Origin of the sequence: Pseudomonas sp. gcc21, from assembly GCF_012844345.1 — a bacterium.
GTDB lineage: Bacteria > Pseudomonadota > Gammaproteobacteria > Pseudomonadales > Pseudomonadaceae > Halopseudomonas.
Genome location: NZ_CP051625.1, coordinates 1,984,349 through 1,996,695 on the forward strand (window position 1 = coordinate 1,984,349; position 12,347 = coordinate 1,996,695).

Annotated in this window: 13 protein-coding genes; 9 read left to right on the forward strand and 4 right to left on the reverse strand. The window is 56.7% G+C overall.

The genetic code is table 11. The features are described from left to right. Nucleotides 1-329: 329 nt before the first annotated feature. Both HG264_RS09105 and HG264_RS09110 read right to left on the reverse strand, forming a co-directional pair. The gene (locus HG264_RS09105; RefSeq protein WP_169407363.1) at nucleotides 330-1,232 is read right to left on the reverse strand and encodes a dienelactone hydrolase family protein; all 903 of its coding nucleotides are present in this window, start codon (nucleotides 1,230-1,232) and stop codon (nucleotides 330-332) included. A 213-nt stretch (nucleotides 1,233-1,445) separates the two neighbouring features. After that, on the reverse strand, nucleotides 1,446-2,930 hold the full coding sequence (locus tag HG264_RS09110) for a PhoX family phosphatase (protein ID WP_256663838.1): 1,485 nt from the start codon (nucleotides 2,928-2,930) through the stop codon (nucleotides 1,446-1,448). 178 nt (nucleotides 2,931-3,108) lie between these two features. Here HG264_RS09110 and HG264_RS09115 point away from each other — a divergent pair, with 178 nt between their 5' ends. The 6 genes from HG264_RS09115 (at nucleotide 3,109) to HG264_RS09140 (ending at nucleotide 7,797) form a co-directional block, all read left to right on the forward strand. Beyond that, nucleotides 3,109-4,668 (forward strand): PAS domain-containing methyl-accepting chemotaxis protein, encoded by a 1,560-nt coding sequence (locus HG264_RS09115; protein WP_169407364.1) that lies wholly within the window; start codon nucleotides 3,109-3,111, stop codon nucleotides 4,666-4,668. 109 nt (nucleotides 4,669-4,777) lie between these two features. After that, complete coding sequence (locus HG264_RS09120) at nucleotides 4,778-5,875, forward strand: NAD(P)-dependent alcohol dehydrogenase (RefSeq protein WP_169407365.1); 1,098 nt, start codon at nucleotides 4,778-4,780, stop codon at nucleotides 5,873-5,875. 101 nt (nucleotides 5,876-5,976) lie between these two features. Beyond that, nucleotides 5,977-6,297: a hypothetical protein gene (locus HG264_RS09125; protein WP_169407366.1), complete on the forward strand. Its 321-nt coding sequence runs from the start codon at nucleotides 5,977-5,979 to the stop codon at nucleotides 6,295-6,297. 126 nt (nucleotides 6,298-6,423) lie between these two features. After that, entirely contained in the window at nucleotides 6,424-6,807 is a 384-nt protein-coding gene (locus HG264_RS09130) for a nucleotidyltransferase domain-containing protein (protein ID WP_169407367.1), read from the forward strand. Next, nucleotides 6,795-7,214 carry a DUF86 domain-containing protein gene (locus HG264_RS09135; protein WP_169407368.1) on the forward strand — a complete coding sequence of 140 codons (420 nt, stop codon included), beginning with the start codon at nucleotides 6,795-6,797 and terminating at the stop codon, nucleotides 7,212-7,214. Before HG264_RS09130 ends, HG264_RS09135 begins: the two co-directional genes overlap by 13 nt. A gap of 211 nt (nucleotides 7,215-7,425) precedes the next feature. Further along, on the forward strand, nucleotides 7,426-7,797 hold the full coding sequence (locus tag HG264_RS09140; RefSeq protein ID WP_169407369.1) for a transposase: 372 nt from the start codon (nucleotides 7,426-7,428) through the stop codon (nucleotides 7,795-7,797). Between the two features lie 108 nt (nucleotides 7,798-7,905). On the opposite strand, the gene HG264_RS09145 is transcribed toward HG264_RS09140, so the two are convergent. Further along, nucleotides 7,906-9,027: a Fic family protein gene (locus HG264_RS09145; RefSeq protein ID WP_169407370.1), complete on the reverse strand. Its 1,122-nt coding sequence runs from the start codon at nucleotides 9,025-9,027 to the stop codon at nucleotides 7,906-7,908. Between the two features lie 334 nt (nucleotides 9,028-9,361). On the opposite strand from HG264_RS09145, the gene HG264_RS09150 reads away from it, so the two are divergent. The 3 genes from HG264_RS09150 to HG264_RS09160 all read left to right on the forward strand — a co-directional run bounded on the left by HG264_RS09150 (nucleotide 9,362) and on the right by HG264_RS09160 (nucleotide 11,489). Continuing rightward, the gene (locus tag HG264_RS09150) at nucleotides 9,362-9,838 is read left to right on the forward strand and encodes a transposase (protein ID WP_256663651.1); all 477 of its coding nucleotides are present in this window, start codon (nucleotides 9,362-9,364) and stop codon (nucleotides 9,836-9,838) included. A gap of 513 nt (nucleotides 9,839-10,351) precedes the next feature. Then, a complete protein-coding gene (locus HG264_RS09155) occupies nucleotides 10,352-10,750 on the forward strand; it encodes a GFA family protein (protein ID WP_169407371.1) in 399 nt (132 codons plus the stop codon). 190 nt (nucleotides 10,751-10,940) lie between these two features. Further along, nucleotides 10,941-11,489 (forward strand): transposase, encoded by a 549-nt coding sequence (locus tag HG264_RS09160; protein ID WP_169407372.1) that lies wholly within the window; start codon nucleotides 10,941-10,943, stop codon nucleotides 11,487-11,489. Between the two features lie 154 nt (nucleotides 11,490-11,643). Here HG264_RS09160 and HG264_RS09165 read toward each other — a convergent pair whose 3' ends face one another. Then, nucleotides 11,644-12,138 (reverse strand): pilin, encoded by a 495-nt coding sequence (locus HG264_RS09165; protein WP_169407373.1) that lies wholly within the window; start codon nucleotides 12,136-12,138, stop codon nucleotides 11,644-11,646. Nucleotides 12,139-12,347: the final 209 nt, after the last annotated feature.

Sequence of the window (12,347 nt, forward strand, 5' to 3'; positions counted from 1 at the left end):
CACCGACGGAGTCTAGGACGCTAAATTCGGGGGTCAATGGCTCAAGGGCAATTCCACCCGTATGGGTTAAACCAAAGCGTGACCCTCATCACGCGCTGTAAGCCTTTGATTTCAAAGCCCAATATAATTGATATCAACAAGCTACTAGCGACCCAGCATGGCCGCTTTTCAGAGACAGCGCCTATATCAAATGAGTCAGGGATTATTGAGGTCGATGCAGCTCGCTGGCATTTTCTGGAACCGGGATGGCACCCGGAAACGCAGCGCCCGGTAGCCGCCGCGCACAAAACTGCGGCCCCCTTAGGGGGCCACAGTCTCAAACCGCTAGCTTACGGACAGGTACTGCGGAACTCATCGATATTGCGGTCACGCTCGTGGTCAGGGCCGCAGACGAACTGGAGGTAACGCTGGTCCTTGTCCAGATGCAGCTTCATCCAGGACACACCCAGACGGCTCAGCTGATCGTTGAAGCGATTGTCACCGTTACCGCAATAGTGGGTGCCGTTATTCAACTCGACAAAGGCTTTCGACAGCCCGCTCGGCAACTGCTCATAAAAGCGATCAGCATGCTGACGCACCGGCGCGATAACGTCTGATTCACAGGCAAATATAAGTGTAGGTGCCTGAACGTCACTGAAGCGGGTTGTATCCCACGGCGCCAACGGAATAGCGGCGCTGATGCGCCCTTCCGACGCCACACGCAGCGTGCCACCACCGCCCATGGACCAACCCACAACACCCAGACGGTTGATGTCGATCATGCCGTTAATGGGACTGCGCGAGGTGTTGGTCTCATCCACCAGATAATCCAGCGCGTTGTTGATCTGGCGCGCGCGGCTCGGCGGCTGATCAAAACCGGTGTTGGTATCGATGGTCATCACCACGAAGCCGTGCGAAGCCAGCTTCGGCCCCCACCACTCGATGGATGACTCAGCCGAGACAAACCCCGGAATTACGACGATGGCCGCCATGGTGCCGGTGGTACCCGTGGGATAGTGGATGGTGCCGCCACCGAAGCCGCTCACCAGCCCGGAAACGCGGGAGGTGCGAACCGAAAAAGGCCCGTTGCGTGCTTCCAACATGCTTTCAGTCGGGTCTGGCCCGCGCTGATATTCATCGGTGACATCTTCAGGTGGAACGGTCGGGTTGCCAGCCATGGCAGATGCGGAAAATAGCAGCGCTCCAGCTGCAAGCATGGAGAGGAACGACTTCGATATATTTTTGTTGTTCATTACGGCTCCGACTACGATTATTTTTCTAGGAGTTGATGCGTCTTCGTCCAGGCGTGGACGACGAGCACCCGAGGGAGTCTAGAAGCCGGTTCTCAATGTTCAACGTAACCAGGGTGATTTCACCCGAACGGGTGAAGCCAATCGTGACAGGATGGCGGCACGCCACCAACAAAAACGCCCGCCAGAAAGGCGGGCGTACTCAACACTCAGCTCTTACAGCGAACCGCGCTTCCAGGGTCCCCAGATCGCAAAAGTGATACCCGGCGTCTGCACGTTAACAAACAGAAAATGCCCGCTGGGATCGAAACACGCGCCGGCAAATTCCCGGTTGCGGTAGTCACCACCCGGCACATTTTTGCCAGCCGAAGCAGCCTCTACATCATTGAAGACGATGTTGTTCTTGGCAAAAATGTACGACTCGCCCCGGCTTGTCAGGCCGACCAGGCGCTCGCCGAATCCATAGTCGTCCAGCACTCCACCGCCGTCTTCACACAGCAATACGCCGCCGCGCGGGCTGACGGTAATGTTGTCCGGATTATTGGCGATGATCGAATCATTCGAGGCGAAGATGCAGCGGATGCGGTCGGTCTTGAGGTCGTGCATCCACACGCAGCCTTCGCCCTGCCCTTCACGCCCCTGGCTGTCGCGTCCGGCGCTGGTATCTACGATGTACGCCTTGCCCTGGTGATACCAGATGCCTTCGCCGCGACTCATGGTCAGCCCGCCCGCGGCCTTGGCCTGGGAGTACGGGCCACTGGCGCTGCCCTGCGGAGCTGCGTCCGGGTCTGCAATGTCCACCCATTCCAGCTCATACTCATCACCGAGCTTGGGTGCCAGCAACATGGCGCCGTCTACACCTTTGACTTTCGCCGCCTGCAGCCGGCCCCCGTCTTCCAGCGCGCCCGCACGCTGGCTGGTGTTATCCGGGATGAAGCGGTAATAACCTGCGACGTTCCGCTGATCTTCAGTCTGATAGACGATGCTGGTGCGCGGATCAACGCAGACAGCTTCGTGCCTGAAGCGGCCCATCTGCACAATCGGCTGACCAGTGGTTTCATCGGCCTTCTGGCGCACTTCGAACACATAGCCATGCTTGCGCCCGCCGGACGCCGTGAGGTCGCTGGTTGTTTCCTCACAGCTTAACCATGTGCCCCAGGGCGTTACACCGCCTGCGCAATTGACCAGCGTGCCGCCCAGGCTCGGCTCGGTAGTCACCTCCCTGCCGATTCCGACCGGGAAACGGATAGTGGTGTTACCGCCGCCCGGCTGCTGGCCGTTGTCCAGCGCAACCGAATCGTAAACCGCTGGAGCCCCAATGCCACGCGAGCTGCTGCCGACCTCGTGGTTACGGATGAGCACAATCTCACGTCCGCCGCGACCCTTGTTGACGCCCACCACACCCATGCCATCGTGTGAACCCGGCACCGGCTGCCCGTCGATCATCAGATCACCGGTCCAGGAAAATGTTTTGTAATGGAAACCATCAGGCAACTGCAGAAGCTCCAGCCCGGTGGTCATGTCCTTGACAGGTTTCAGCCTGCCGTAGGGCCCAGCCATGCGTGGCAACGGGTTGGCCGCATGCGCCTGACGCGTGGAGAAGGCTTGCAGAGTGGTCACGAAGGGAACAGCAGCAGCCAGCGCCATACCGCCCTTCAACAGGTTGCGGCGGCTGGTAACAGTCGTATCAGTAGTCATCATCAGGTCCTCTTGGGATTCTTGTCGGGACCATGAGTGGAACACCCGCAGATGACGGAGCGGTGATGATCCTGTTTCGTTTCTTTTAAACCGGCGCAACTTGCTAACCAGTGGAAAACATTCAAGAAAACGCTGCCCCGGTCGATACAACCGACTCTGCCCGCCCCTCCTCAGGATCGACATGCGCAATAACCAACCCGTCACACAGCGCCAACACAGCTTCAGTCCCGATCAACGCCTGATTTCCACAACCGACCTCAGCGGGAAGATCACCTACTGCAACAAGGCTTTTATTGAGGTCAGCGGCTTCCCGCGGGAAGAGCTGCTGGGCAGTCCGCACAATCTGGTGCGCCACCCGGATACCCCAGCCGCCGTGTTCGAGCAAATGTGGCACGACCTGAAAGCAGGTCGCAGCTGGATGGGGATCGTCAAGAACCGTTGCAAGAATGGCGATCATTACTGGGTCGATGCGTTCGTGACACCTTTCTGGGAGAACGGCAAGGTCGCCGGGTACGAGTCGGTCCGTATCAACGCCACCCCGGATCAGATCCGCCGTGCAGAAGCGATTTATGCCCGATTGAACAAGGGCCGCAAGGGCGTGGCGTTCGATTGGTCAGGTCTGTTGCAGCCCACTGTCCTGGCGGTGGCCATGGCTGGCGTAACCGGCGGACTGACAATGAGCTTCGGAGGCTGGGGCATTGCGTCCGGTTGTGTGCTGGGGCTTCTGGCCGGTTACGCATCCAAACGGGTAAGCGATAACACGCTGCAACGCGTGATCGATACGGCTGACAATGCAATAACCGACCCGCTGCTGGCACAGATGTATACGCCTAATCACGGCGTGCTCAGCCAACTGGAAATGGCCATCCATAGCCAACAGGCACGGCTGCGTACCTGCCTGGCGCGGATACTCGACAGCGCTAATAATCTGCAGGCCCAGGCCGGCGAAGCGAGCCACCTGGCCCATGGCAGCAATCAGGGACTGGCGCGCCAGCGTCAGGAGACCGACATGGTGGCCACCGCTGTAAATGAAATGGCGGCCGCAACCCAGGAAGTCACCAGTAACGTACACCGCGCCGCGGATGCGACATCCGAGGCCAGCACACTGGCCGAGCGCGGCAAACAGGTTGCCGGTCAGGCGCGTGAAGCAATCGAATTGCTTTCTGAGTCCGTGCGCTCGGCCAGCAGTGTTGCTAACCGCCTGTCCGAAGATGCCCGTGAAATCGGTGGGGTCGTCGATGTTATCCAGAGCATTGCAGAACAGACCAACCTGCTCGCCCTGAATGCTGCGATTGAAGCCGCCCGGGCCGGAGAACAGGGTCGCGGCTTCGCCGTCGTAGCAGACGAAGTGCGCGCCCTCGCCAGCCGCACCGCCGCCTCCACCGGCCAGATCCATACCCTTATCGGCAATCTGCAATCAGCCGCCAAACGCACCGTCGATACCATGCAGGCCGGACACGAGCAGGCCGAAATCGGTAGCGCCCGGGTAGTTGAAGTCGACGAAGCACTCGAAGGCATCCGCGCGGCAATCGAGCGCGTGAACGAAATGGCCGGACAGATCGCCAGCGCAGCGGAAGAGCAGAGCGCCGTCGCCGAAGAAATCAGCCGGAACATCACCAGCATTGCCGAGCTATCGGACATCACATCCACCCAATCCAACCGCAGCGCCGATCTCAGCGATGAGCTGGCTGATACGGCCAAAGCTCAAGCGGAACTGGTGGAGCGCTTCGCCCGGCGTTGATTCGATTCCTGACCTAGGTCAGGTCAGAGACGGCGAGAGTGAACTAGGCTGAAGTGGATCAAGCAGATCATCACCTGATGATTTGCCCCACTACCTGGAGGCACTTTCCATGGCCGAGATGATGAAGGCGGCGATTTTCATCGAGCCCGGACGAATCGAACTGGCGGACAAACCCATCCCCGACGTCGGCCCCAACGACGCGCTGGTGCGCATAACAACCACCACCATTTGTGGCACTGACATCCACATCCTCAAGGGCGAATACCCAGTCGCCAAAGGCCTGACCATCGGTCACGAACCCGTCGGCGTGATCGAAAAACTCGGCAGCGCGGTGCAGGGCTACAAGGAAGGTCAGCGTGTAATCGCCGGCGCCATCTGCCCGAACTTCAACTCCTACGCTGCGCAGGATGGCCTTGCTTCACAGGACGGCAGTTACCTCACCGCCGAAGGCAAGTGTGGCTGCCACGGCTACAAGGCCACGGCCGGCTGGCGCTTCGGCAACATGATCGATGGCACCCAGGCCGAATACGTGCTGGTGCCGGACGCTCAAGCGAACCTCGCGCCCATCCCTGACGGCCTGACCGATGAGCAGGTGCTAATGTGTCCTGACATCATGTCCACCGGATTCAAAGGTGCGGAAAACGCCAATATCCGCATCGGTGATACCGTCGTCGTTTTTGCACAGGGCCCCATCGGCCTCTGCGCCACCGCCGGCGCCCGACTGCTGGGGGCTACCACCATCATCGCCGTCGATGGTAATGACCATCGCCTGGGTATCGCCCGCCAGATGGGCGCCGACATCACGCTGGATTACCGTAACTGCGATGTAGTGGAAGAAGTGATGAAACTCACCGGCGGCCGCGGCGCAGATGCCTCCATCGAAGCCCTCGGCACCCAACAAACCTTCGCGCAATCACTGCAAGTCCTCAAACCCGGCGGCACCCTCTCCAGCCTAGGCGTCTACTCCAAAGACCTCGTCATCCCCCTAGGCGCCTTCGCCGCAGGTCTCGGCGACCACAAAATAAACACCGCCCTCTGCCCCGGCGGCAAGGAACGCATGCGACGCCTGATGAACGTTCTGGAATCCAGCCGGCTGGATCTCGGGCCGCTGGTTACCCATGAGTACAGGCTAGAGGATATTGTTGAGGCTTATGATTTGTTCGGGAATCAGCGGGATGGGGTGTTGAAGGTGGCGGTTAAGCCTTGAGGCACATTTACGGCCCCGGCGTTGAAAACGACAACGCTAGTCTGACCTGGCTCATTGCCATCCAGTGGGCTATGGTTTCCTCGTTAACAATGGAGGGAACCATGCGCAGGCTATTTAAGGCGTTACGCGTTATCTCGGTCCTGGCCTTTGCGGGTGGCGGCCTGACTGCACCGGTAGCCGTGGCCCAAACCAATGGCTGCGTCAATTACAGCAGCTCTGACATTCGCACCTTCCAGATCAAGCAGATCATCAAGCCTGGTATGAAGGAAGCCGAGGTGAAGCGCATCTGGGGCGAGCCGACCAAAGTTCGGCATAACTACCCCGGTGGCGACGAATGGGAATACTGGAACCCTTCCGGAGACCAGATCGTCACCTTCGGCCAGCATGGCTGCGTGACGGGTTGGTATACGGCAAGGGATTGATAGCGCCGCCCTAGGTTGCGGACCCACCGGCAGGGTAGATGTAGGCGCAACCGCCGGCGGAGCGCAGGCGCACTACACCCCCAGGTCGTATACACTCAGAACTCAACCGACTGAGGATAGCCAAATATGTCGCTGGAGAAGATCCAAAGCGTATTAGCCGAGCATCCAGAGATCCAGCTGGCCTATCTTTTTGGATCAATGGCCGCAGGCAGCGCAACAGCAACCAGCGACGCGGATATAGCGGTGCAAACCTATTCACCTTTGACTGTAGAAGCCAAAATCTCCCTGGTTGAAGAAATCGCCATAGCGACCGGTCGGCCAGTAGACTTGATCGATCTGCGTAAAACTGGAGAACCGCTTCTGGGGCAGATTCTACAGCACGGGATCCGCTTGAAAGGCGACGATACACTGCACGCCGAGCTAATGCGGCGCCACATATTCGATAGCGAAGATTTTCTGCCTTACGTGCGCAGAATGCTCGCGGAGCGCAGACAATCATGGACAAGCTAGTTATCGAGCGAAAGCTCGATTCGTTATACCGATGCCTGAACCGCGTCAATGAAAAGTGTCCGGCGAACCTAGCGGATCTTCTAGGCGACTTGGATCTGCAGGACGTAATCGTCTTGAATCTGAGCAGAGCCGTTCAGATGTGTGTCGATCTGGGCGCTCACATGCTATCCAGCCTGGACCAACCGCCTCCCAATACCATGGGAGAAACCTTTGACCGGATGGCCGATGCAAAAGTGCTGGACCGTCAGCTCGCGGACCGGATGAAGAAGTCGGTAGGGTTTAGAAATATTGCCGTGCATAACTATGATGACCTTGACTGGGCAATAGTCCATGCCATCGCCTCACGTCATCTGGCCGATTTCAGCGCTTTCGCAGCGGTTATTGCCCAGTCTCTTGATGAAGACTGAGCAATACCAGTTGCCCAAGCATGCCCAACTCAAACGCCGGACGTCCTGACCGAACCGGTTTCCGCCCCGACCATGCGCCAAGCCCAACTCTTCAGCCGCACCCAACGGCTCACATCGCAACCCCTATTCGACCGGATGCGACACGGCTCCCGCCGTTACTGGCCATCATCGAGCATAATCGAGGACTGATTGCAGCTACACGGACGTACTTATGGCACGACGCCAGCGCCTCTCTTACCCAGGTATCGCCCAGCACGTCATTCAACGTGGAAACAACCGTCAGGTGTGTTTCGGTGACGATGAAGACATGTATATTTTCGCTCAATGGCTGACCGATTATGCTGCCGAGTATGGTGTTGCCGTTCATGCCTGGGTATTCATGACCAACCATATTCATGTCCTCGCAACGCCAGTCGACTTCAACAGCGTTTCCCTGTTGATGCAGGCCCTCGGCCGCCGCTACGTGCGTTATTTCAACCGCCGCTATCGCCGCACCGGCACACTATGGGAAGGTCGGTATCGCTCCTGCCTTGTCGACTCCGAGGCTTACTTGTTAACCTGTCAGAGATTAATGTTCATCTGACCCCAATTAATCTGACCCCAATTAATCCCTTTTTCTCGTCTTCGCTCACGAACCCAAAAGGCAAGACAGGAGGCTGGTGACTATTATTGAGTCACCAGTCGGTGCCATCTAGTCAAAAAAGCCCAGCAAATAGCTGGTACTGCGCCCTCCCCCCTCGGCCTTGATCAGCACTCCCCTGGCGAGCAGATCATTGATGTCGCGAAGCGCGGTATCGCTTGAACATTTGGCAATCGCAGCCCATTTTTTGTTGGTGAGTTTGCCATCGAACCCATCCAGAAGTTTATTGAGCACCTTGGTTTGCCGTTCGTTGAAGGCTGTGCCTGCCCAGTGCTGCCAGAAGCGCGCCTTGGCCAATACCCTGCCGAGAGTGTCGTGAGCCTCAGCCACCGCCCCACCTAGCGCCTCAAGAAACCAGGCAAGCCATGGCGTGACGTCCATCGATCCTTTTTGTGTGCGCTCAAGGATGTCGTGATAGCCATTACGCTCACGCTGGATTTGCGCAGATAAGCTATAGAAACGTTGCGGGCTACCGTCAGCGCGGGCGAGCAGGAGGTCACCCAGCGCCCTGGCGATACGGCCGTTACCATCATCAAAAGGATGCAGGGTAACCAACCAGAGATGGGCAAGACCTGCCCTGATCAGGTCAGGCTCGTTGCCTGGCTCATTCACCCATTCAAGTAGTCTTGCCATATGCCTGTGCAGGGTATGTGCTGGGGGAGCCTCAAAATGAACCTTCTGACGCCCATAGGGGCCAGAGACAACCTGCATCGGACCCGCAGAATCGTCTCGATAGCCCCCTACCTTTAGTTTCGACATGCCGGAATAACCGGTCGGGAATAGCGCTGCATGCCAGGCAAACAATCTATCGGGCGTAACCTGCGCAAAGCAGTGATTGGTGGCGTCCAGAATCATCTCTACGACCCCTTCGACATGTCTATCTGCTGGCGCAAGGGCACCGATGTCTACACCAAGACGTTTCGCGATGGATGAGCGGACAGAAGCGGCATCTAGGTGCTCGCCCTCGATTTCACTGGTTTTGACTACATCATCAGTCAGGGCGACCAGACTGGCCTGATCGCGCAGGTTCATGCCTACGTCGGCAAGACGCCCATGCAAAAGGCCCTGGGCCCGACTGACGTTCGCAAGGAGGATAGCTAAAGAGCCTGCGTCATAGCGCCAGAGCGGAAAGTCTGGCTGCTGCCAGATGTAGCGAGATGCTGAGGTTTCCATGGCACTGATCATATGGAGGGTGCGGTGAAAGGTCAATGTATTCGCCGCAGATTATGCAGTGAATAGAGCCTGTATTCACCGCACGAACAAAGCCTTCCAGGCTCCGAGTTGTTAAGCACTGCTAACCTTCGGATCTGAGATCGAAAACGGGCGGAAATGTAGATTTCAGCGAGACATATGTTCATCTGCCCCCAATAAACCCCAGCTCAGCTTTTCAGCCGCACCCAACGGTTAGCATCGCAACCCCGACTCGACCGGATGCGACACGGCACCCGTCGTTACCTGCCATCATCGAGGATAATAGAGAACTGATTGCAGTTACACGGACGTACTTATGGCACGACGCCAGCGCCTCTCTTACCCAGGTATCGCCCAGCACATCATTCAACGTGGAAACAACCGCCAGGTGTGTTTCGGTGACGATGAAGACATGTATTTTTTCGATCAATGGCTGCCCGATTATGCTGCCGAGTATGGTGTTGCCGTTCATGCCTGGGTATTCATGACCAACCATATTCATGTGCTCGCAACGCCAGTCGACTTCAACAGCGTTTCCCAGTTGATGCAGGCCCTCGGTCGCCGCTACGTGCGCTATTTCAACTGGCGTTATCGCCGCACCGGCACACTATGGGAAGGTCGCTATCGCTCCTGCCTAGTCGACTCCGAGGCCTACTTGTTAACCTGTCAGCGCTATATAGAGATGAATCCTGTGAGAGCGGGCATGCATGGTCACCGCTCCCGCCGGGTATCGCTGGAGCAGCTATCGCAGCAATGCGCATGGCAAGCCGTCAACATTGGTTATTCCACATGATCTTTACCGTAAATTGGGCCCGACAGCTGAGAGTCGACAAACGGCCTACCGTGCCCTGTTCAGGGAACAGCTGCCGGCCGAACTTATCGAGAATATCAACCAATCAACATGCAGCGGGCTGGCTCTGGGTAATGATCGATTTCGGGACCAGATCGAGCTGCTGACCGGCAAGTTGGCTGGACGTGGGAAAGTTGGGCGACCGGTTAAGCAACCGTGACCGTGAAAGCAAAGGTTCGGAGCCGGCCATAGGGAGCGTCCCCTTAGGCAACTTATTCGGTCTGGCAGAGCAGTTAATGTTCATTTGCCCCATCAACACCGAGGCTCTATCCACTCGTAGCGATAACCTGGGGTTGGTGAGCGTCTCGGGCCGCGTTCGGACTCGCCGACAGAGTTAATTCGTGACGAGATTAATGTTCATCTGACCCCAATTGATTCCCCGGCCATAGTTGCAACCAAAGAGGATCCTTGGGCTAAGCTTGAGGCACTCTTCTCGCTACGTGAAAGGTGCGCCCCATGAAACTATCTGGAAGCTGTCTCTGCCGAGGTGTGCAATATGAGATTCAGGGAGCGCTGACGGATGTGTACAACTGCCACTGCTCAATGTGCCGCAAGCTGCATGCGGCGGCCTTCAGAACCAGCGCAAGAATCCGTTCCGCAGATTGGAAAACGGTACAGGGTGAAGAGCTGATCAGGTTTTACGAATCCTCCCCCGGCGAACATAAAGGGTTCTGTTCAGTGTGCAGCTCCAGCCTATATACGAAGTTCGACGCCAAACCGGAGGTCTACGGGTTCCCGCTGGGCACACTGGATACCGATCCCCACGTCCGGCCGCAACGGCACATTTTTGTAGGTAACAAAGCGCCGTGGTTCGAAATAACCGATGAGCTACCGCAGTATACTGAGTTCGATTAAACCTCGTGCACGGATAAATATATGTAGTCTTGGGACGCAACCCCACGCCTACGCCCAGGCTCGATCAGATGTCTAGCGACACATTGAGGTTCGTGAACGCGTGGGGCCGCGTTCGAGATGTTCACCCTGCCCCCGATTTCTCCAAACAAAAATCCCCACACGAAGCGGGGATTTTTGTAGAGATTGGAGCGTGGCTGGATCAAGCAGTCAAACTGAGGGCAAAAGGCAAGACCTGACCGCGACAACTCTGTTGGACTCTAGTGCCTATAGCGCCAAAGCACTGGCTGATCTGTATCAGCAGCGCTGGGATGTCGAGCTGTTCTTCCGTGACATCAAAACGACCATGGGTATGGACGTTCTTCGTTGCAAAACACCCGACATGGTTATGAAAGAAATTCTGATGTATCTCATTGTTTACAACGCGATCAGGCTGCTGATGAACACTGCCGGCGAGTCAGCGAATCTCGCTAGACGTCAAATCAGTTTCAAGGCGAGCGTGCAAGCCCTTAGACAATGGGAGCCAGCTCTGAGTCGGCAGGATGTAGGCAGCAAAGAAAGGCGTCGGTTGATGGCTGCGCTGTATGAGGCGATTATTGGAAATCTCCAGATAGAACGACCCGGACGACACGAGCCCCGATGCGTGAAACGAAGGCCAAAGCCATATGGCTTATTGACGACGCACAGACATGAAATGACCGAGGTCCCCCATCGTTACCGCTATCGTGCAAAAGCAGCTTAACTTAGTGCCATTCTCATCTGACCCCAATTAGCTCGCGGCCAAATCCATTCTTCAGAAACAACAAACCCCGGCGAACCGGGGTTGTCGTACTGCAGAGGCCGAACAAATCAGCAGAAATAAATGCTCATCTGACCCCAATCAGTCCATAGAAAAATTACCGACAGTTGGAAGGAGCCAGTTTCGCATCTAGAGTACCGGTTGTCGCTCCTGAAACTTTTGCCGTAGCACCACTTGCCAAGCACTGCCACTGGATCGCATCTGCAGGCGGGGTATAAATCGCAGTGTCAGCTGGCAGCGAAGCTGTAGTAGTACCGCCTGTGAACGGATAAAGAACGAGGGTGTTGCCACCTGTAGCAGCAATGGATGCGCCATAACTGATAGTAATTTCGCCATTGTCACCAATCGTCATATCTGTGACGTTGTCTGTCGCTGCAGGTTTCGTCCAACCGCTGTCATAAGCCACACCGTTTGCAGCATTTTCTGCCACAGCCACTTTCGCTGAAGCGGCCAAACTAAGACCCTCGGTTACTTTCGCCCGCTTTGTATAATCCTGATAAGCCGGCAAAGCAATAGCCGCCAAAATACCAATAATCGCAACCACGATCATCAGTTCGATAAGTGTAAAACCTTTCTGCATTTGAGCTTTCATCGTATAACTCCATTATGTGATTTAGCCCTTGGGCTGACACACACCAAGCACCCAGCGTGCCAACCCGGCCGTACCGCCTTCACGAAGCGACAATCACCGCTCAAAATGCCAACCAAGCCACATCCTGCGCGCCTGACAACGAATCACTGACTTCTTCAGCTGTAGGCACCAAATCACCAAATCAGCCCCATCCATCCATCTAAATTCCA